Source organism: Sodaliphilus pleomorphus (assembly GCF_009676955.1).
Classification (GTDB): Bacteria; Bacteroidota; Bacteroidia; order Bacteroidales; family Muribaculaceae; genus Sodaliphilus; species Sodaliphilus pleomorphus.
The window spans coordinates 771,761-792,450 of record NZ_CP045696.1 but is presented as its reverse complement, the minus strand read 5'-3'; the positions used below and the strand labels follow the sequence as shown (position 1 = coordinate 792,450).

At 57.2% G+C, this 20,690-nt stretch carries 13 protein-coding genes; 8 read left to right on the top strand and 5 right to left on the bottom strand.

What is annotated here, in order from left to right; all coding sequences use genetic code 11:
• Positions 1–58 precede the first annotated feature (58 nt).
• Positions 59–1,729: a formate--tetrahydrofolate ligase gene (locus GF423_RS03230; protein WP_154327027.1), complete on the top strand. Its 1,671-nt coding sequence runs from the start codon at positions 59–61 to the stop codon at positions 1,727–1,729.
• A 130-nt stretch (positions 1,730–1,859) separates the two neighbouring features.
• On the opposite strand, the gene GF423_RS03225 is transcribed toward GF423_RS03230, so the two are convergent.
• Positions 1,860–4,298: a transglycosylase domain-containing protein gene (locus GF423_RS03225; protein ID WP_154327026.1), complete on the bottom strand. Its 2,439-nt coding sequence runs from the start codon at positions 4,296–4,298 to the stop codon at positions 1,860–1,862.
• Positions 4,299–4,644: 346 nt separating this feature from the next.
• On the opposite strand from GF423_RS03225, the gene pyrB reads away from it, so the two are divergent.
• Both pyrB and pyrI read left to right on the top strand, forming a co-directional pair.
• Positions 4,645–5,556: an aspartate carbamoyltransferase gene (pyrB, locus tag GF423_RS03220; RefSeq protein WP_154327025.1), complete on the top strand. Its 912-nt coding sequence runs from the start codon at positions 4,645–4,647 to the stop codon at positions 5,554–5,556.
• Positions 5,557–5,636: 80 nt separating this feature from the next.
• The gene (gene pyrI / locus GF423_RS03215; protein WP_154327024.1) at positions 5,637–6,098 is read left to right on the top strand and encodes an aspartate carbamoyltransferase regulatory subunit; all 462 of its coding nucleotides are present in this window, start codon (positions 5,637–5,639) and stop codon (positions 6,096–6,098) included.
• A gap of 137 nt (positions 6,099–6,235) precedes the next feature.
• Here the strand turns inward: pyrI and GF423_RS03210 are convergent, their stop codons facing one another.
• Positions 6,236–6,955, bottom strand: a complete 720-nt coding sequence (locus GF423_RS03210; RefSeq protein WP_154327023.1) for an RluA family pseudouridine synthase — start codon at positions 6,953–6,955, stop codon at positions 6,236–6,238.
• A 533-nt stretch (positions 6,956–7,488) separates the two neighbouring features.
• Between GF423_RS03210 and GF423_RS03205 the strand changes: the two genes are divergently transcribed.
• The 5 genes from GF423_RS03205 to GF423_RS03185 all read left to right on the top strand — a co-directional run bounded on the left by GF423_RS03205 (position 7,489) and on the right by GF423_RS03185 (position 17,451).
• The gene (locus GF423_RS03205) at positions 7,489–10,848 is read left to right on the top strand and encodes a SusC/RagA family TonB-linked outer membrane protein (RefSeq protein WP_154327022.1); all 3,360 of its coding nucleotides are present in this window, start codon (positions 7,489–7,491) and stop codon (positions 10,846–10,848) included.
• A gap of 45 nt (positions 10,849–10,893) precedes the next feature.
• Complete coding sequence (locus GF423_RS03200; RefSeq protein ID WP_154327021.1) at positions 10,894–12,723, top strand: RagB/SusD family nutrient uptake outer membrane protein; 1,830 nt, start codon at positions 10,894–10,896, stop codon at positions 12,721–12,723.
• Between the two features lie 25 nt (positions 12,724–12,748).
• On the top strand, positions 12,749–14,017 hold the full coding sequence (locus tag GF423_RS03195; RefSeq protein ID WP_154327020.1) for a substrate import-associated zinc metallohydrolase lipoprotein: 1,269 nt from the start codon (positions 12,749–12,751) through the stop codon (positions 14,015–14,017).
• 53 nt (positions 14,018–14,070) lie between these two features.
• Positions 14,071–15,489, top strand: coding sequence for a DUF4302 domain-containing protein (locus GF423_RS03190; protein ID WP_154327019.1), 1,419 nt, complete (start codon positions 14,071–14,073; stop codon positions 15,487–15,489).
• 129 nt (positions 15,490–15,618) lie between these two features.
• Entirely contained in the window at positions 15,619–17,451 is a 1,833-nt protein-coding gene (locus tag GF423_RS03185; protein ID WP_154327018.1) for a T9SS type A sorting domain-containing protein, read from the top strand.
• 191 nt (positions 17,452–17,642) lie between these two features.
• Here the strand turns inward: GF423_RS03185 and thrC are convergent, their stop codons facing one another.
• The 3 genes from thrC to GF423_RS03170 form a co-directional block, all read right to left on the bottom strand.
• The gene (gene thrC, locus GF423_RS03180; protein WP_154327017.1) at positions 17,643–18,962 is read right to left on the bottom strand and encodes a threonine synthase; all 1,320 of its coding nucleotides are present in this window, start codon (positions 18,960–18,962) and stop codon (positions 17,643–17,645) included.
• A gap of 86 nt (positions 18,963–19,048) precedes the next feature.
• Positions 19,049–19,930 (bottom strand): aspartate kinase, encoded by an 882-nt coding sequence (locus tag GF423_RS03175; protein ID WP_154327016.1) that lies wholly within the window; start codon positions 19,928–19,930, stop codon positions 19,049–19,051.
• Between the two features lie 139 nt (positions 19,931–20,069).
• Positions 20,070–20,675 carry a YqgE/AlgH family protein gene (locus tag GF423_RS03170; protein ID WP_154327015.1) on the bottom strand — a complete coding sequence of 202 codons (606 nt, stop codon included), beginning with the start codon at positions 20,673–20,675 and terminating at the stop codon, positions 20,070–20,072.
• Positions 20,676–20,690: the final 15 nt, after the last annotated feature.

Below are 20,690 nucleotides of genomic sequence, written 5' to 3'. Positions count from 1 at the left end.
TGCACATATCATGATCTGTAAAAACAATCTATATACACACACATATATATTTAATCTTATGTTGACCGACATTGAAATCGCAAGAAGCGTGAAACTGCGCAACATCGCCGATGTTGCAGGTGAAATGGGCATCGCCCCCGACCAACTTGAAATCTATGGCCACTACATGGCCAAGGTGCCCGTGAAATATATCGACAAGGGCAAGATGAGCCGCCACCACCTGGTGCTCGTCACCGCCATAAGCCCCACCAAGGCAGGCAACGGAAAGACCACCGTCTCGGTGGGCCTGGCGCTGGGCATGAACCGTCTGGGCAAGAAGACCATCGTGGCACTGCGAGAGCCCTCGCTGGGGCCCTGCTTCGGCATGAAGGGCGGAGCGGCTGGTGGCGGCTATGCCCAGGTGCTGCCCATGGACAAAATCAACCTGCACTTCACGGGCGACTTCCATGCCATCACCACTGCCAACAACATGATAAGTGCCTTGCTCGACAACTACATTCATCAGCACGAGGGCGAGGGCTTCCGCCTCAAGCAGAAGTTGTGGCGTCGCGTGCTCGACATCAACGACCGCAGTCTGCGCCAGGTCATCACCGGCTTGGGAGGCCCCGGCAACGGCCCCATCTCGCAGACGGGCTTCGACATCACCCCGGCCAGCGAAATCATGGCCATCATGTGCCTGGCCACCAGCATCGACGACTTGCACCGCCGCATCGAGAACATCTTGCTGGGCTTTACCTACGACGACAAACCGTTTACAGTGAAGGACCTGGGCGTGGCTGGGTCGATCACCGTGCTGCTCAAGGATGCCTTCGACCCCAACCTGGTGCAGACCACCGAGGGCACGCCGGCCTTTGTGCACTGTGGCCCCTTTGCCAACATCGCCCATGGCTGCAACTCGGTGGTGGCTACCGAGATGGCTCTCACGCTGGGCGACTATGTGGTTACCGAGGCTGGCTTCGGGGCCGACCTGGGGGCCGAGAAGTTCTACAACATCAAGTGCCGCAAGACTGGTCTGCACCCCGATCTCACCGTGCTTGTGGTCACTGCCCAGGCGCTCAAGATGCATGGTGGCGTCGACTATGAGGTCATCAAGAAGCCCAATGTGGAGGGTGTGAGGCGCGGCTTGTGGAATCTCGACAAGCATGTGCGCAACATCAAGCGCTTCGGGCAGTCGATAGTTGTGGCCTTCAACCACTACAGCTTCGACACCCCCGAGGAGATTGCCGTGGTGCGCGACCACTGCATCAACGACCTGGGCGTGGGCTTTGCTGTCAACGATGCCTTCAGCCAGGGCGGCGAGGGTGCTGCCAGCCTGGCTCGTGCCGTGGTCGATGCCGTCGAGCACAATCCCTCGGGCCCGCTGCGTCTCTCCTACGAAGACAGCGACAGCATCGAACACAAAATCGAGGCCATCGCCATGGGCATCTACGGCGCTGGCAAGGTCACCTGCGACGCTCCTGCACGGGCCATGCTCAAGCGCATCTATAGCCTCGGGCTGGGGCATTACCCCGTGTGCATCGCCAAGACACAATACAGCTTCTCGACCGATGCCAAGGCCTATGGCAATACCGACGGCTACGACTTCCAGGTGCGCGACCTGGTCATCGATCGCGGTGCCGAGATGATTGTGGTCATTGCCGGCAACATCTTGCGCATGCCCGGTCTGCCCAAGTCGCCCCAGGCCTGTCGCATCGACTTGGTGGGCGGTGAAATCATGGGCCTGTCCTGACCCAGCTCGCCACTGCCTGCCACAAGGGGAAGAAAAAAAACGCGCCTGCATCGGTCATGTTGTGCAGGCGCGTTTCCAGTTTTGCTGGCTATTCATGTGGTTGCCGTGCTGCGCGGCGTGGTGCCGGCTGCTACTCGAGCAGCGCGTTTACGGCCTCTTGGTCTTGGGCTTGCTGCCGCTGCTCGTGCTCGAGCGCGGCGTTGCTGCTCCCGCTGGCATGGTGCGAGCTGTGGCGGTGCTTGGTCTCGTCGTCATAGCCTATGCGGCTGGGGCACATCACAAAGTCGGCCGGGATATTGAAGGCTGCGTCCTCGCTATAGGGCAGCGACTTGTCGTCGTACACGGCACGCATGTAGAGCCCGAAGATGGGCAATGCGGCTGCGGCACCCTGACCCTCGCCGGTAGAGGCGAAGTGGATGTAGCGGTCTTCGCCGCCAAACCACACACCGGTGATGAGCTCGGGAGTGAAGCCCATAAACCAGGCATCGGCGTTGAAGTTGGTGGTGCCCGTCTTGCCGCACACGTCGCCCTTGAGGTTGTAGGGGGCAATGTGGCTGGTGGCGGTGCCGTGGGTGACCACGGCGCGCAGCATGTCGACCATGCGGTAGGCCGAGGCAGGGCTGATGGCCTGGTTGCGCTTGGGGTAGAACTCGGCGATGACGTTGCCGTGGGCGTCGCATATTTGGCTCACCATCATGGGCAGCACGCGGCTGCCGTAGTTGGCAAAGGCACTATAGGCACTCACCATCTCGTAGAGCGATATCTCGCACGAGCCCAGGCTCAAGGTGAGGTTGGGCTTGAGGTCGCTTGTGATGCCAAAGTCGTTGTGCATCATCTCCACCTCCTTGTCGGGGGTGAACTTGTCGAGAATGCGTGGCGGTATCCAGTTGCTCGACCGGGCCAGGGCGTCGCGCAGCTGTGGGTGCCCGCCCAGCCCGTGTGACCCGCCGCCGGGAGCCCAGCCGCCGTACACGGGCTGCGAGTTCTCAAAGTCGGTGCTGCACGGGTTCAGGCCGTTTTGCATGGCCATGGCGTAGATGAAGGGCTTCACGGTCGAACCGATCTGGCGGGCGCCGGTAGCCACCATGTCGTACTTGAAGTGCTTGAAGTCGGGACCGCCCACATAGGCTTTCACCTTGCCGGTCACGGGGTCCATCGACATCATGCCGCAGCGCAGGAAGGTCTTCATGTAGAGCATCGAGTCGAGCGGCGACATCATGCGGGTCACCTCGCCGTCGTAGGAGAAGAGGCGCATCTCGCGCGGCTGCTTGAAGGCGCTCATGATTTCCTGGTCGGTGAGGCCCTCGGCCTTCATGGCGCGGTAGCGGTCGCTGCTGCGCACGCCCAGCTTGATCACGGCCTCGCGGCCGCGGGCGCTCAGCTCGTCGGGGTTGCGCGTGTAGGGGTTCTTGTAGCTGCCGCCGCACTCGTTGGCCAGGAAGCGCTTTTGCTCTTCAATCATGTGCTGGCGCACGGCGTCTTCGGCATGTTGCTGCATGCGCGAGTCGATGGTGGTGTATATCTTGAGACCGTCGCTGTAGATGTCGTAGTTGGAGCCGTCGATTTTCTTGTTTTTCTTGCACCAGCCGTAGAGGGGGTTGTTGTCCCAGTTGTACTTGTCGGCATTGTAGGCGTTGATGTTGCTGTAGTGGCTGCGCACGGGCTCGTCGGCCATCATGATGCGGCGCAGCTCCTCGCGGAAGTAGGGCGCTATGCCGCCCTCGTGGGTGTCGACGGCGTGCTCGTGCAGGTTGAGGTCGCTTTTCTTGAGGGCGTCCATGTCTTCGGCAGTGAGCATGCCGGCCTTGTACATCTGGCTCAGCACCACGTTGCGGCGTTGCTTCACGCGCTCGGGAAACCTGAAGGGGTTGAAGTAGGACGGGTTCTTGCACATGCCCACGAGCGTGGCGCTCTCCTGCACGTCGAGGTCCTTGGGCTGCTTGCCGTAGTACACCCATGCGGCGCTCTTGATGCCCACCGCGTTGTTGAGGAAGTCAAACTGGTTGAAGTACATCTTGATGATTTCCTCCTTGGTGTAGTAGCGCTCGAGCTTGATGGCAATGACCCACTCGATGGGCTTCTGCAAGGCGCGTTGAAACAGATTGGAGCTCTCGGGCGTGTAGAGCTGCTTGGCCAGCTGCTGGGTGATGGTGCTGCCGCCGCCGGCACTGGCCTGACCCATGATGATGCGTTTCACGAGCGAGCGGAACAGTGCGCGCACGTCGACTCCCGAGTGCTCCTCAAAGCGCACGTCCTCGGTGGCAATGAGCGCGTCTCTCAGGTACTTCGACATCTGCTCATAGTCTACATAGGTGCGGTTGCCCTTGCTGCGGTAGAACTTGCCCATCTCCTTGCCGTCGGCCGTGTACAGGGTCGAGGCAAACTTGTCGGTGGGGTTGCGCAGGGCTTCGATGGTGGGCATGTAGCCTATCACGCCATTGTAGATGAGCACAAAGAGTATAAACATGAGTGCGAAGAACCCGCCCAAGGCCCACCACAGCGATTTCACGATCACCTGGTTGCGGTGCCAGCGTCTCCAGTTCTTTGCGCTTGTTCCTTGTTTTTCCATCTGTTGCTGTTTTGATTCCTGGTTGACTATTGTTGTTGTAAATTGCAAATTTAGTAAAAATCGCTGCAATCCACACCACAATTGCGACCTAAAGTTGTTTCTTTACATTTTTTTGAAACCAGGTGAATGTTTTACAACAAAATTTTCTAACTTTGCCTGTTGGAATGACACCGTTCAGCAAGTTGCATATTGAGGTGTACCGTGCGTGGAGAGAATGGGCCCGTCGTGAGAGCAGTCGTCTTCACCCAGCATGGTTTTTCTTTCCTTTTTTTCTAAGTCAGTCGTCGGCAGGGGGTCGCGGTTGGCTTTTTTTGTGCCCGATTATTTTTATTTTTAAATGCAGAATATGAAAACTAAAAGTTTGGTTTCTATTACCGATTTGAGCAAGGACGAGATTGTGCACTTGCTCAAGCGTGCGGCCGAGTTTGAGAAAAATCCCAACCAGAAGATTCTCGACGGCAAGGTCGTGGCCACGCTCTTCTTTGAGCCTTCCACCCGCACCCGGCTCAGCTTTGAGACGGCTGTCAACCGCCTGGGCGGCCGCGTGATTGGCTTCAGCGACGCCAAGACCAGCAGCCAGTCGAAGGGCGAGACGCTCAAAGACACCATCATGATGGTGAGCAACTATGCCGACCTGATTGTCATGCGCCACTACCTGGAGGGCGCGGCGCGCTATGCCTGCGAGTTCTCGCCGGTGCCCATTATCAATGCCGGTGATGGAGCCAACCAGCACCCCTCGCAGACGCTGCTCGACCTCTACAGCATGTACAAGACGCAGGGCCACCTCGACAACCTCAACATCACGCTGGTGGGCGACCTCAAGTATGGCCGCACCGTGCACTCCATGCTCGAGGCCATGTGGTACTGGCATCCCACCTTCAACTTTGTGTCGTGCAAGGAGCTGGCCATGCCCGAGCAGTACAAGAAGTTTTGCGACGAGAAGGGCATCGTCTACCACGAGACCACCGACTTCGGCCCCGACATCATCAACCAGAGCGACATCCTCTACATGACCCGCGTGCAGCGCGAGCGCTTCAGCGACCTCATGGAGTATGAGCGCACCAAGAGCCTCTACACCCTGCACAACAGCATGCTCGACCACAGCAAGCCCAACCTGCGCGTGCTGCACCCGCTGCCTCGCATCACCGAGATAAGCCAGGATGTCGACGACAACCCCAAGGCCTACTTTGTGCAGCAGGCCAAAAACGGCCTCTACGCCCGCCAGGCCATCATATGCCGCTCGCTCGGCATCGACTGACGGGGCCGGCCAGTGCGCCTGCCTCTTTCCACAACACATGTAATATACACACTACCAACATCAACTCCTACACATCTATCATGACAAAAGATAAAAAAGAACTTGCAGTGGCTGCCCTGCGCAACGGCACGGTCATCGACCACATTCCCAGCGACGCTTTGTTCAAGGTTGTCGACCTGCTCGACATCAAGAGCCTCACGGGCAGTGTCACCATTGGCTTCAACCTCGACAGCGCCTTGATGGGCAAGAAGGGCATCATCAAGATTGCCGATGTCACCTATCCCGAGTCGACGCTCAACCGCATCGCTCTCATCGCCCCCCACGCCGTGATCAACGTCATCAAGGACTATGAGGTGGTCGAGAAGCATCGCGTGACCTTGCCCGACGAGCTCATCGACATCGTGAAGTGCAACAATCCCAAGTGCATAAGCAACAACGAGCCCATGCACACGCATTTCCATGTCGTCGACCGCGACAACACGGTGCTGCGCTGCCACTATTGCGAGTGCCTGGTCACCAAAGACGAAGTGACCCTCAAGTAGAGCGGCGGCGGGGGCTTGTTCCCTGCCGCAGCAGCCCGCTTCACAAGCTACAGCGCGGGAGCCCGGTGATTGCTCATCGCGGCTCCCGCGCTTTTACGCTCTGGTTTCTCCCCGGTCGGGGGTGGGGCAGGGGGAAGTTACAGGGAGGCTGCGTTGCCCTGCTCCTGCTGCTGTTGCCGCTGCTGGGCGTCGGCCGCCAGTATCTTCCACAGCGGTATGTGGGGCACCGGGGCCGTAACGTCGACAATCTTGTGCGACACCGGGTGCTCAAAGGTGATGCGGTGGCTCTGCAGCGAGATGCCCCCCTCGGGGTTGCTGCGCTCGTAGCCATACTTGAGGTCGCCGCGTATGGGGCAGCCTATGCTCGACAGCTGCGCCCTTATCTGGTGCTTGCGCCCGGTCATGAGGTTCACCTCGAGCAGCCAGTAGCGCTCGCTGCTGCCTATCACCCGGTAGCTCATCACCGCCTTCTGCGCCCCGGGACGCGGCTCGGGCCACACCAGGGTGCGGTTGCCCTGCTCCACGGGGGTGAGGTAGCTCGTGATCGTGTCTTCGGGCTTGGGCGGCCGGTTTTTCACAATGGCCCAGTAGGTCTTGTGCACCTCGCCGCGGCGAAACAGCTCGTTCATGCGGCTCAGCCCCTTGCTCGTGCGGGCAAACACCACCAGGCCCATCGTGGGCCGGTCGATGCGGTGCGTCACGCCGCAAAACACGTTGCCCGGCTTGTTGTATTTCTCCTTAATCCATTTTTTCAAGGTCTCCACCACAGGCTCGTCGCCGGTGCGGTCGCCCTGCACGATCTCGCCGGCGGCCTTGTTCACAATGATGATGTGATTGTCTTCGTACACAACTTCCATTTCTCGTCGTCGTTTTTTTTCTTGCCGCAAAAGTAGCAAAAATTGGCCCACCTTAATATATAGTGGCGCCTGATATTTCACCGCCCCCCAACCTCCCGAGGTTGATAGTGTGTGGCATTTTGAAAGCTTTGGGTGCCATCGACTGGCGATTTGTGCCCCCAGGGCCATGAAAAGCCGCAATTGCCGGCCGAAATTGTGACAAAAGTGTAAAAAATATCAAAAGTCGCACTTGCTATAGGTTTTCACAATTTTTGTGTTTGGGCCCCTGCAATCCTAAAATTTTTTGACAAATCGCGTAGTTTTAACAATAAAAATTAGTGTAAATAAGAAAAATTGTTTTTCTTTGCATTAGCTATTTGAAGCTTTTTGTTAAATAAACTGTTAATCTAATAGAACATCAATAGGGAACCGATACACTAAATCGAGCGAGGAGGTGTGTTGCAACCTATTTTCTATATTTGTTGGACAGGAGTTTAACGAAATTTTACTATTGAGTGTATAATGAGAAAACAATAACTAATTATTCAGTGCTTATGAGTTTTAAAAAGTTACTCTTGCTGTTGATTTTGTCAGTCTCGTCGCTGGCCATGGTCGCCCAGATCAAGGTCACTGGCGTTGTGCTCGACGAAAACAATCAGCCTGCTATCGGAGCAACCGTCGTTCAGAAAAGCAACCGAGGAAATGGTACAGCTACTGACCTCGATGGTAAATTCACACTTACAGTGCCCGCCAAAGCCACACTCGTGATTTCTTCGGTGGGTTATGAGACAGTTGAGGTTCCAGCTCAGTCTGGCGCCATGAAAATTCAATTGAAAGTAGCCGGTCAGAAACTTGACGAGGTGGTCGTGACCGGTTATCAGAAAGTCGACAAGCGCACCTTCACCGGTGCTGCCACCAGCGTCGACGCCGACAAGGCCAAGCTCTCGGGCGTGGCCGACGTGAGCCGCGGCCTCGAAGGCCGTGCCGCCGGTGTGACGGTGTCGAACGTGACGGGTACCTTTGGTACCGCGCCCAAGATTCGCGTGCGTGGTGCTACCTCTATCTATGGTAGCAGCAAGCCCCTGTGGGTGGTCGACGGCGTGATTCTGGAGGACAACGTCGACATCAGTGCCGACGACCTCACCAGCGGCGATGCCACCACGCTTATCGCCAGCGCCGTTGCCGGCCTCAATGCCGACGACATCCAGAGCTTCCAGGTCTTGAAAGACGGCTCGGCCACATCTATATATGGTGCCAAGGCCAATGCCGGTGTGATCGTCATCACCACCAAGACTGGTCGCAAGGGCCACACCTCATTGAATTATACTGGCGAGTTCACCTATCGCTTGAAACCCAGCTACAACGACTTCAACATCTCCAACTCGCAAGAGCAGATGAGTATATACAAGGAAATGGAGCAGAAGGGCTGGCTCGAAATGGCCAACCTGGTCAACGGCACCTCGAGCGGTGTCTACGGCACGATGTACAAGCTCATCAACACCTACGACCCGTCGACCGGCGAGTATGGCCTGCCCAACACCACCGCTGCCAAGAATGCCTATCTGCGCCAGGCCGAAATGCGCAACACCAACTGGTTTGACCTGTTGTTCAACAACAACATCATGCAGAACCACGCCGTGAGCATCTCGGGCGGTACCGACAAGGGCTCGTTCTACACCAGTATCTCCACCATGCAAGACCCGGGTTGGTACAAGGACAGCCGCGTTGAGCGCTACACCTTCAACGCCAATGCCATCTACAACCTGAGCCCCAAGGTGAAAATCAAGATCCTCAACAGCGACTCCTACCGCAAGCAGAAGGCGCCCGGCACCCTGAGCCAGGAGACCGACGTGGTGAACGGCGCAGTGAGCCGCTCGTTCGACATCAACCCCTACAGCTACTGCTTGAACACGGCCCGCACACTTGCGCCCGACTCCTACTACACGCGCAACTACAGCACGTTCAACATCTTCAACGAGTTGAAGAACAACTATATCGACCTCAACGTGGCCGACCTTAAGTTCCAGGCCGAGTTGAACATACGCCCCATCATGAAGCAAGACCAGAACCTCGAGTTCAATCTCTTGGGCAGCTACCGCTACACCAACGCGCAGCAAAACCACTATGTGCTTGAAAACAGCAACCAGGCACAGGCCTACCGCGCCGGTATCGACCCCGAGAACGCTATCATCAAGGCCAGCAACTCCTATCTCTACACCGACCCCGACGTGAAAAACGCCGAGCCCGAGACCGTGCTGCCCAGTGGCGGTATGCTGTTCTACTCCAAGAACTCGATGTCGCAATACGACTTCCGCGGCACCGTGCAGTACTCCAAGAACTGGACCGACCAGCACTCCATCACCCTCTTCGGCGGTATGGAGGCCAGTCGTGTCGACCGCTATGCTCAGGCCTTCGACGGCTGGGGCATCAACTACAAGAAGGGCAACATCCCCGCCTTCAACTACAAGCTCTTCAAGCAGATGGCCGAGGAAAACGGTGCCTACTTCAGCGATGCCAAGTCCTATCGCCGCAACATGGCCTACTTTGCCAACGGCAACTACATCTTCAAGGGCCGCTACATCCTCAACGGCACCATCCGCTACGAGGGTAGCAACCTCATGGGCCAGACGCACCAAAGCCGCTGGCTGCCCACGTGGAACGTCTCGGCTGCTTGGCTCTTGAGCGAGGAGCCCTGGTTCATCCAGTCCAACCTCTACAAGAAGCGCATCTGGACCCACGCCAAGCTGCGTGCCAGCTACTCGCTCACCGGCGAGAGCGGCCCCACCAGCCTGGCCAATGCCGAGGCCCTCTACTATTCTACTCGCCCCTGGCGCCAGGAAACTGACCAAATGGAGCTGGGTCTCGACCTGAATGCCCTGAGCAACAGCGAGCTCACCTATGAGAAGAAGCACGAGCTTGACCTGGGTGCCGACCTGGGCTTTGTGAACAACCGCATCAACCTCGTCTTCGACTGGTACAAGCGCAACAATTTCGACTTGATAGGCCGCATCTATACCGAGGGTGTGGGTGGCTTCTCGTCGAAGTATGCCAACGTGGCCGAGATGGCCTCTCACGGTGTCGAGTTCACCCTCTCGACCCGCAACATCCAGGGCCGCAACGAGGATGATTTCTCGTGGACTACCGACTTCACCTTCTCCTACACCAAGACCAAGATCACCAAGCTCAACTCGCGCAGCCGCATCATCGACCTGATCACTGCCAACGGTTTTGCCCTGCAGGACTACCCGCACCGCGCGCTGTTCTCTATCCAGTTTGCCGGTCTTGACAATCACGGTGTGCCCCAGTGCATCGACGAGAACGGCAACGTCTCGGTCGAAGGCCTCAACTTCCAGGAGTATGAGAAGCTGGGCTACTTGAAGTATGAAGGTCCGGTCGATCCCACCATCAGTGGCGGCTTTGGCAACAACTTCTCGTGGAAGGGCTTGCATCTCAACGTGTTCATCACCTACTCGGGCGGCAACAAGCTGCGCCTCGACCCGGTATTTGCCTCGTCCTACAGCGACCAGGTGGCTATGCCCAAGGAGTTCAAGAACCGCTGGGTGATGCCAGGCGATGAGGCTTATACCGACATCCCTGCCATCGCATCGCGTCGCCAGAACTACCTCAACACCTCGCTCAACCGTGCCTACAGTGCCTACAACTACTCGACAGCACGTGTGGCCAAGGGCGACTTCATCCGCCTCAAGGAGGTTTCGCTCACCTACGACATGCCCAAGGCATTCCTGCACTTCATGCGTCTCAACAGCTGCTCGCTCAAGCTGGCTGCCACCAACCTGTGCCTGCTCTACGCCGATTCCAAGCTCAACGGCGAGGATCCCGAGTACTTCAACAGCGGCGGTGTGGCTTCGCCCAACCCCAAGCAGTTCACTTTCACCCTGAGATTCGGGCTCTAACACTTTAACCAAGCATCATCATATTCTTTTAATTAAAGAAACATTATGAAGAAAATCAAATATATATCTCTCGCAGCAGGAGTGGCGCTCATGATGTCGCTCTCGTCCTGCAGCGACTTTCTCGACAAGACTCCCGATACCCGTGTGTACCTGAGCACGGTCGACCAGCTGCGCGAATTGCTGGTCACGGGCTACATGTCGACCAACTATGCCCCCACGTGCGAGCTCTCGAGCGACAATGTCGTCGACAACACTGCTCCCGATGCCAACGGCAACCGCTACAATCTGCAGTCCTACAGCTATGCCGACGACCAGCTCTTCGCTTTTGAAGACGTGAACCTGGCCACCGACAACGACTCGCCCTCGGGCGTGTGGTCGGGCTGCTATGGTGCCATCGCCACGGCCAACGCCGTGCTCGAGAAAGCCGAGGAGTTTGAAGCCAACGGCGCCGACGCCAATGGCGCACTCGACGCCAGCGCCAAGGCCGAGCTCAACGCCATCAAGGGCGAGGCCTACCTGATACGTGCCTATCACCACTTCATCCTGTGCAACGTGTTCTGCCTGCCCTATCGCGGCCCCGAGCTGAGCAAGGAGGTTGAGGGTATCCCCTATATCACCAAGCCCGAGACCACGGTCAAGCCCAAGTATGAGCGCGGCAACCTGGCCACCGACTATGAGATGATCGAGGCCGACCTGCTCAAGGGTCTCGACCTGGTGAGCGACGAGTACTATACCGCTCCCAAGTATCACTTCAACAAGGCTGCTGCCAACGCTTTTGCCGCTCGCTTCTACCTGTTCAAGCGCGAGTATGACAAGGTGGTGCCCTATGCCACTGCAGCCTTCAAGGGCAACGACCCGTCGACGCTGTGCCAGGATGGCTGGATGCAGAACGACTTCTTCTATATTAAGGACATAGGCCGCTACTTCACCGGCACCGAGCGTGCCAGCAACATGATGCTCATGTCGAGCTACAGCACCTGGTGGCGCCGCTTCGTGCAGAGCAGCCGCTACACGTGCAACCGCGAGGCCCGTCGTGCCACCATTCAAGGCCCTGGCCCCACTTGGGAAAATGTGACTTGGCGCAACAACTCCACGGGCGAGACCTTCGCCATGCACCCCATGTTCCAGGGCGTGTGCGGCACAGCCGGTGGCGCCAGCTACGGCTCTTACTTTGCTGGCAACTGCTTCGAGCAGTTTGAGTACTCCGACAAGCTCGCCGGCATTGGCTATGTGCACATGATACGCTCCGAGTTCAACACCGAGGAGACCCTGCTGTGCCGCGCCGAGGCCGAGCTCTTCATGGGCGACACCGCATCGTGCTTCCGCGACATCAAGATTGTCGACGACTCGTGGCACAAGAATGCCAACCACTCGAGCAGCGAGGTTGAACTCACTCCGGCCCTCATCGAGAAGTTCTACTCGACTCAGGGCAGCAGCAAGACCGGTGGCCGCCAGTTTGGTATCATGAAGACCATCAAGATCGACCAGGTGTGCCCGAGCTCCAAGTATCGTCTCGAAGACTACATGATACCTTGGGAGCAGTGCATACAGCACTATCGCCGCATCTGGACGGTGCACACGGGCATGCGCTTCTTCGACATCAAGCGCCTGGGCCTCTCAGTCACCCACTACCAGGGCGCAAGCAACACCGAGCACACCATCAGCTGGCCCGACCGTGCCGCTCACTACGCCATCCAGATACCAAGCGAGGTGCTCTCGGCTGGCATGGACAGCACATCGCGCAAGCCTGTCATCACCACCGCCGTCGGAGCTTCGGCTTCGATTGCTACCGAGGTTTCCAACATCACCCCCGTGGGCTCGGGCAACAAGGTTGCCAAGAAGAGCCGCAAGGGTGCTTATAGAAGAAAATATTAATGTGTAAAGTATATATTAACGAAAGATGATGAAATCAATCAAATATATCCTCTCATCAGCATTGATGATGGCCGCTTGCACGCTGACGCTCTCCTCGTGCAGCGACGACGACCTGGGCCCAACCATCTTCCCCGATCCAGGCAGCGAGCTCGACTCTACAGCCTACACCTACAAGTTCGACAAGTGGCTGCAGCAAAACTATCTCCAGCCCTTCAACTTGCAGTTTGTGTACAAGATGAAAGACATCAGCACCAACATGAACTACAACGTCATTCCGGCCTCCTTCCAGAAGGCCGAAGACGTGGCTGTGCTGGCCAAGTACATGTGGTTTGATGCCTACGAGGCTGTGGCTGGCGACGGCATCGAGTTTTTGAAGCAGAACTCGCCCCGCATGATACACATCATTGGCTCGCCGGCCTATGAGACCGACGGCTCCATCATCCAAGGTCTGGCCGAGGGCGGCGTCAAGATTTCGCTCTACCAGGTCAACGACATCGATGCCAACAGCTACGAGTCGCTCAACAACATCTGCTTCAAGGTCATGCACCACGAGTTTACCCACATCCTGCACCAGAAGAAGACTTACCCCACCACCTTCAACCTGGTGAGCAACGGCAAGTACGACGGCACCAACTGGGCTTCTAAGAATACCTATGTAGTGCGCTCGCTGGGCTTTGTCGATCCCTATGCCTCGAGCCAGTATCGTGAGGACTATGCCGAGACCACTGCCCTCTACATCACCTATAGCGACGAGGAGTGGGCTCAGCTGCTCGACGATGCCAGCCACGGGTGGTATTACGACTCCAAGAGCAGCAGGGCTTATCGCTACTGCTACTATACCAACAACGAAGTCTCTGATGACAACATCAAGTATGCTGCAACCAACGAGGTGCGCGACTATGTGACCCCCGACGACGACACAGTGAAGGTGGCGTTCAACACGATCAACAACAGCGTGCGCTACTCCAACAACTACTACATGGGCACTGCCCCCTACACCATCAACAGCGACAGCACCGCCTATCACGATGCCAAGGGGCGCCCGGTCGATGCCGGCGGCTACCTGCTCGACCTCGACGGCTCGCGCATACGCATCCCGCTGCTCATTCACGATGTTGAAGATACCGACGGCGTGAAGGGCAACGAAGCCATCCTCGCCAAGTTGGCCATCATTCGTCAATGGTTCCTCGACTCCTGGAACATCGATCTCGATGCCTTGCATCGCGAGGTACAGAAGCGTCAGCACAACTACGACATCAATGCATTGCGCAAGCAAATCGATGACGTGAAATGACGTGAAGAGTGAATGTGTATAATTGTTCCACCAGTAATACATTTTTTAAGATAATGAAGAAATTCCTTAATATATCAGTAATTGCTCTCGTGGCCATGGGATCGCTCGGGCTGAGCTCTTGCAGCCACGAGGAGGATGACATCTTTAATGAGAATGCAGCCACACGTCTGGCTGGCACCATCACCACCTATAGCGACATCCTCACCCAGAACGGCGGCAAGTGGGAGCTGGAGTACTTCACCACCAGCGACGAGCCTGGCTACGTCTATGTGATGACTTTCAACAAGAACGGCACCGTCACCATGGCTGGCCAAAACCAGTGGATAGGCAAGATGAAGACCAACGACCCGTCGAGCACCACGCCCTACTTTGCCAGCGAGACCTCGCTGTGGGAGGTGATCACCGACAACGGCCCTGTGCTCTCGTTCAACTCCTACAACCCCATCTTCCATCTCTTTGCCGACCCTGCCGACCTCCCCTCGACCACTGTCAACGAGGGTGGACACGGCCACACGGGCGACTATGAGTTCGACATCATGAAGTACAGCGACAATGGCGACACGCTCTACCTGCAGGGCAAGAAGCACGAGGTGAACATGATCATGACCCGCATCCCGGCCTCGACCGACGACAAGACCTACATGAACGAGGTGACAGCCATGGCCGACAGCTTCTTCAACGCCAACATCTCAGAGAACTACATCAACCTGCCCGGCGGCTCGCGCTATGTGGTGCTCGACGGGGCCACGTCGATCATGACCACCTATCCCGAAAACGGCGACCCTGTGGTTCAATCTACGACGCACAACTTCATCATCACCCGCACAGGTCTGTCTCTCATGTCGCCCATGACCCTGCACGACTCTATCGACGGCAAGGACTACAGCGTGCAGCACTTTGTGCGCCAAGCCGACGGATCGCTGCTGTGCACCGACGACAACAAGACCACTATCACGGCCGACTACCTGAGCGGTTGCGTCGCCAGCAAGAACATGTCGTGGAAGCTCGCCCTGGGCTCTGTTGGCCTGGGAGGCAGGTTCCTCGACGAGTACAACACCCTGGTGACCGACATGAAGGCTTTCAACTCCTCCACACTCTCGTCGATGCACTTCGGCTGGAATGCCAGTGCCGGCCGCTATGAGCTCAATTTCCCCTTCACGTTTAAAAACTCGAGAAAGCAAACGGTGAAGGCCACGGGCATCATCATTGCCAATGTTGTCGCTGTTGACCACAACACGGTGAAGTTCTCGTTCGACTTCGACGACCCTGTCTACAGCGACACCAAGCAGGTGAACTACGTCTATGGCAAGACCTACTACAACAGTGTGCCAGGTCTCAAGGCATTTATCGACGATATTGCCGCCACTTCGTTCACGCTCAGCACCGCCGACGTGCTGGCACCCTTGTCGATCACAATGGCCGACCAGGGCAATGCCGACAGCTTCATCAAGATCAACGTCTACAACCCGTAGGGGGGTGGCGCTCACGTTGCCATCATGAGAGTGTCGCCTGCCATTGCGGCACTCTCAAGATGACAAATACTTAATTTTCTCAATTGAAAATCTGTTTTATTTTTTATTAATTCTTTAAAGTAAGTTATTATGAAAAAGAGTTTACTATTAGCAGCTGCAGCACTCATGGCAGCCACCGCTGTCGATGCTCAGCCCGTTGTTGCTAAGACCCTGCCCGCTCTGTCGAGCATCCCGGCATCGGTCGATGCAGTTCAACCCTTCCAAAACTACAGCGAGGTTGCCACTATGGCAACGCCTGCTCAACGCAAGGCCAATGCCAAGCGCCGTGCCGGTGCCACCCTCAAGGCGTGGTACAACCGTCCTGCTGGCTCATTCTATCGCAGCATGACAAGCACGGGTGCAGCGTTCTACAACCCCATGCTTTGGAATCCATTTATGAGAGATGTGACCTATACCAACGCCTCTACCGGTGCTAAGAGCTACAGCTGGGAGTGGGATCAGTACGACACCGACCGCGACACGTTCACCGTGCGCAACAGTACTGCTACCGACCTTGTCATCAATACTCAGGTGCGTGAGAGTGCTTATGCACCTGCGCTCACTGCAATCAACGGCTCCAACACCGACGTCTACAAGATGACATCTCACAGCTACGACAGCCAGACGAAGGCCACTACCGACTATGAGACAGTTGTGGCTTACAACAGCGATCCTATTGCTTCGATGGAAGAGGACTACAAGGCGCAGGGTTTCTCGGCCTACTTGTCGCCTAAGTGGTTCTGCGCCGGCACGCGTCAGGGTCAAAGCCGCGGCGTGGTGTACTACACTGGTGCCAAGGATGCCGATGGCAACAAAAACGGTTGCTGGTTTGGCCGCAACTGGAGTGGCTGGAACGGCATGGCTATGTATGTAGAGAAGCCCGCCAGCCGCTATGGGCTGCGTGGCCTCCAAGTGCTCTATACCAACTACACGGGCACAGGCGATGCCAAGCTCACTGCACGCGTCTACAAGGCTCACAAGGTTGCTAACGATAACGGCGGCCTCGACTCGCTGATTCTCGACGACCTCATGGGCACTGCTACTGCAACTCTCGACACCACCATGGCTCAGTCGGGCTTGCTCCCCTTCACCTTCCAAGAGGTTGAGGCCGGTCTGCCCTACGATGTCACACTCGACATCGACTATGCCTATGCCATTGTACTCAGTGGCTACGACAACGACAACATCGACTCGTGGACGATGCTCATCTCTTGCGACACCTACGATGAGGGCTATGGCCAGCACGGCTACATGCTGCACATCAACGACAAAGACAGCATCTCTGCAGAATATGGTCTCGACAACTTCTTCCAAGAGTCGCTGGGTGTGACCGCACCCTCGATCTTCCTCGATGTGGAGTATCCTGTGCTCGACTTCTGGTATGTGAACACCAAGACTGGCGAGCCCATTGGCAAGAATGTTGAGTTTGCTGCCAACGGTGGCAAGAACGACGTTGAGTTCTTCTCGACTCACGCCAGCGACGAGTGGACCGTGGCCGACAAGGATGGCAACGATCTGCCATCGTGGCTCACCTACACGCTGAGCGACTCTACCGCCAACGACGAGTACACTGGTCACTCTCACATGGTGCTCACTGCCGAGGCTCTGCCTGCTGGCGTGACTGGCCGTGCTGCTACCGTCAGGGTTTCTTATCCTGGTGCCGAGCAGTTTGTGTATGTCACTCAGGGCAACGTGAGTGGCGTGAACCAGGTGGCTACAAGCAATGTGGTTGTGCGTGTTGAGAACGGCGACTTCGTGGTCAACGCTACCGCCGGTGCTCAAGCCAAGGTTTACAATGTGGCCGGTCAGCTCGTGCGCGAGGCTACACTGAGCGAGGGCAGCAACGTCATCGACGGCCAGAGCCTGAGCAATGGTGTATACCTTGTGAAGATTGGCAACAAGACCGTAAAGGTTGTGAAGTAAATCTTATCCTATCATAAAAATCTTAACCTGAGAGGGGTGGCTCTGTCATCATGAGCCGCCCCTCTCTTTTCTTTATGGTACAATGATGAAGTTGAGCATGTGTAGGGGCGCAAAATTTTGCGCCCGCCGCTACGGTGTGCGGTGATGGCACGGTGCGCAATCGCACTGTGCATTTTATTCAGCGATTTTAGTCAGCGGTTATTGTTGTTGTGGTCGCGGCTCAGCAAGAACTGCCTGAACGAGGTGTAGCCGCTCTTGAGCTGGGTCACGTGGCGGGTGCCGCCCAGGAAGCGCGACAGCGTGCCGGGCACACGCAGCGTTTCGCCCGTGGCTTGCTCCACGGTGTCGCGGTACTTGGCCGGGTGTGCCGTGGCCAGCGCCACGCCCGTCTCGCCAGGCTGCAGGTGCTCGAGCAGCGCGCGATAGGCCGTGGCACTTTGCGGGTCGAGCAGATAGTGCTCTTGCTGCCACACGTGGGCGATGGTGCTCATGATTTGCTTGTCGTCGCAGGCCACGCCGTCGATGAGCTCGCACGCCTCGACATGGCTGTGCAGCATGGCGTGCAGCTGGGCAAAGTTTTGCGGGTTGCCTATGTCCATGGCGGGTGCCACGCTGGGTGTGACCTTGCGGGGCACGAAGTCGCCCGTGGCGAGATACTGAGTGAAGATGTCGTTGCAATTGTCGGCAGCAATGAAGCGCTTCACCGGCAGTCCCATTTGCTTGGCCATAACCCCGGCAGTGAGGTTGCCCAGATTGCCGCAAGGCACGGCAAAGACGAGCTGGTCGACGTTCTGCTCACGCTCGGCGAGCTGGGCGAAGGCAAAAAAGTAGTAGAACACCTGTGGCAGCAGCCGCGCCATGTTGATGGTGCGTGCGCTCGTGAGGTGCATGCGCTCGTTGAGTTCCTTGTCGCTGAAGGCCTCGGCCACCATCTCGCGGCAGTCGTCGAGTGTGCCGTTCACCTCGAGTGCTGTCACATTGCCGCCCAGGGTGGTGAATTGCGCCTCTTGCAGGGGCGAGAGTGTGTCTTGGGGGTAGAGGATGTAGACGTTCACGCCCGGCATGCCGTAGAAGCCACTTGCCACGGCGCCGCCTGTGTTGCCCGAGGTGGTGACCAGCACGTTGATTTCCTTGTGGTGCTGCTTGGTGAAATAGGACACCATGCGGGCCATGAAGCGCATGCCCACATCCTTGAAACTCATGGTGGGGCCGTGAAAAAGCTCGAGGGCAAAGCGGTTGCCGCCCACATAGACCAGCGGAATGGGGAAATTGAGTGAGTCGTAGACGATGTTGTGCAGCACGCTGGCCTCGACATCGCCCTGCAGGGCATAGTTGGCCACGGCATAGCTCATCTCTTGCAGGCTCATCGCCTGCAGGTTGCTCACAAAGGCTTGAGGCAACACGGGGATGTGCTCGGGCAGGTAGAGCCCGCCGTCGTCGGCACGGCCCTTGAGCACGGCCTCCTCGAGCGTGGCTTGATGCGTTTGATCGTTGGTACTATAGTATCTCATTGTTTCAATTAGTTGCTTTATTGTTGCATGAGCGGTAATTGTGTGTGTGCGTGTCGCCGCCCTGCCTCCCGGGCCTGGCAAGGTGCTCACTCGATGAGCGTGCCTGGTGCCTGTGGGTTGAAGGTGTTTTTCACCCACACCGGAATGTGCTTGATGGCCACAGGCGAGAGGGTGGGGGCGTAGATGACCTTGGCACCGGCCTGGCACATGTCGAGTGCCTGCTGGTAAGTCATGCGGGGTATGATGGTGGCAGTGGGGTCTTTCCTGGGGTCGGCAGTGTAGAAGCCGTCGACGTCGGTCCATATTTCCAGGCTGCTGGCATCGAGGGCAGCAGCAATGAGGGCGGCGGTGAAGTCGCTGCCGCCACGCCCCAGGTTGGTCTTGGCGCCGTTGCTCGAGTCCTCGCTGATGAAGCCCTGCGTGACGTGCACCTTCTCCTTGCGGCCCTTGAACTCCTGTGCAATCAGGTCGAAGGTGGCGTTGTCGAGCAATCGCTCGCCGTCAACGTCTTTAGTCTTGATGAAGTTGGGCGAGAAGTGGGGCACTGCGCCCAGCATGCAAGTGACGATGGCCGACGAGAGGGTCTCGCCGTGGGCCACGATAGCGTCTTCTACCTGGGCTTTGTAGTCGGCATCGAGGTTCTGGTTGGCGTAGAGCATGGAGAAGAATTGCGTCAGGCCTTGCACGATGAATTGCTGCATGATGGCTTTGCACTGCGCTTGCTGGTTGGCGGGCACGACGCCCTCGATCACGCTGTTGTGGCGGTTGAGCAGTTGCTCAACCATGGGCTCGTAGCTGTCGTCGCGCGCCTCGGCCTTGTGGGTCATGTCGAGCAGCAAGTCGGTCACGCCGCCCAGGGCCGACACCACCACGATCACTTGGTCGTCTTGACTTTCAACGATGTTCTTCACGTTTTTCAGGCTCTCGACCGAGCCCACCGATGTTCCTCCAAATTTCAGTACTTTCATTTTGTTCGTTTGCTTCGACTGGAAAAGATGTTTGAGATATAATACTAACGATAAAGTTATCAAAAAATTGGGCTGCCCGTGCAATTGTTAAAGCTATTTTGCAACCTTTTCACTTTGTTCATGATTGGCGTGTGCGCTGTCAGTTGCATGCAGGGTTGCTGGGCCAGTTGAGCCACAGGCGGTACTTGTCTCCGAAGTCCTGCACGGTGTGTCGCCACAGCTTGTCGCCGTTTTCTCTCATGAGGTTGTCGTAATGGGCGTGGTTGAGCACGGCCCAGTCGTGGCGCTCGATCTCGCCGTCAAGCTGGCCCTGGTCCCAGCCGGCATAGCCCAGAATGCACTTCAAGAGCCCGTCGACGGGCTGCCCGCTGCCCACATAGCGCTTTATGGCATCGTAGTCGCCGCCCAGATACAGCCCCTTGGACACTTGCAGCGAGCCAGGGATGACGTCGGGGGTGAGGCGATGCAGGAAAAACAGCATGTCGGGCTTCACCGGGCCGCCCAGGTAGAGCGGCACGTTGCTGGCGTTGTCGACGCTGGGCAGCACGTCGTGCAGCGAGAAGCCGGTGTACTTGTTCACGATGAGCCCCATGCTGCCTTTCTCGTTGTCGTGGTCGATGAGCACGACGACCGAGCGCTTGAAGTGCGGGTCGGCGAGTGTGGGCTTGGCCACAATCACCGAGCCACGCGAGGGAGTGGGCTGCTCATCGAGCAGGTTGAATATGTCTTGATCGATTGCTTGCATAATCTATCAACAAAT

What these genes read in the sequence shown, in the direction of transcription:
- GF423_RS03230 (WP_154327027.1), top strand. Translation starts at nt 59, where the DNA reads ATGTTGACCGACATTGAAATCGCAAGAAGCGTGAAACTGCGCAACATC.
- GF423_RS03225 (WP_154327026.1), bottom strand. Translation starts at nt 4,298, where the DNA reads ATGGAAAAACAAGGAACAAGCGCAAAGAACTGGAGACGCTGGCACCGC.
- pyrB (WP_154327025.1), top strand. Translation starts at nt 4,645, where the DNA reads ATGAAAACTAAAAGTTTGGTTTCTATTACCGATTTGAGCAAGGACGAG.
- pyrI (WP_154327024.1), top strand. Translation starts at nt 5,637, where the DNA reads ATGACAAAAGATAAAAAAGAACTTGCAGTGGCTGCCCTGCGCAACGGC.
- GF423_RS03210 (WP_154327023.1), bottom strand. Translation starts at nt 6,955, where the DNA reads ATGGAAGTTGTGTACGAAGACAATCACATCATCATTGTGAACAAGGCC.
- GF423_RS03205 (WP_154327022.1), top strand. Translation starts at nt 7,489, where the DNA reads ATGAGTTTTAAAAAGTTACTCTTGCTGTTGATTTTGTCAGTCTCGTCG.
- GF423_RS03200 (WP_154327021.1), top strand. Translation starts at nt 10,894, where the DNA reads ATGAAGAAAATCAAATATATATCTCTCGCAGCAGGAGTGGCGCTCATG.
- GF423_RS03195 (WP_154327020.1), top strand. Translation starts at nt 12,749, where the DNA reads ATGATGAAATCAATCAAATATATCCTCTCATCAGCATTGATGATGGCC.
- GF423_RS03190 (WP_154327019.1), top strand. Translation starts at nt 14,071, where the DNA reads ATGAAGAAATTCCTTAATATATCAGTAATTGCTCTCGTGGCCATGGGA.
- GF423_RS03185 (WP_154327018.1), top strand. Translation starts at nt 15,619, where the DNA reads ATGAAAAAGAGTTTACTATTAGCAGCTGCAGCACTCATGGCAGCCACC.
- thrC (WP_154327017.1), bottom strand. Translation starts at nt 18,962, where the DNA reads ATGAGATACTATAGTACCAACGATCAAACGCATCAAGCCACGCTCGAG.
- GF423_RS03175 (WP_154327016.1), bottom strand. Translation starts at nt 19,930, where the DNA reads ATGAAAGTACTGAAATTTGGAGGAACATCGGTGGGCTCGGTCGAGAGC.
- GF423_RS03170 (WP_154327015.1), bottom strand. Translation starts at nt 20,675, where the DNA reads ATGCAAGCAATCGATCAAGACATATTCAACCTGCTCGATGAGCAGCCC.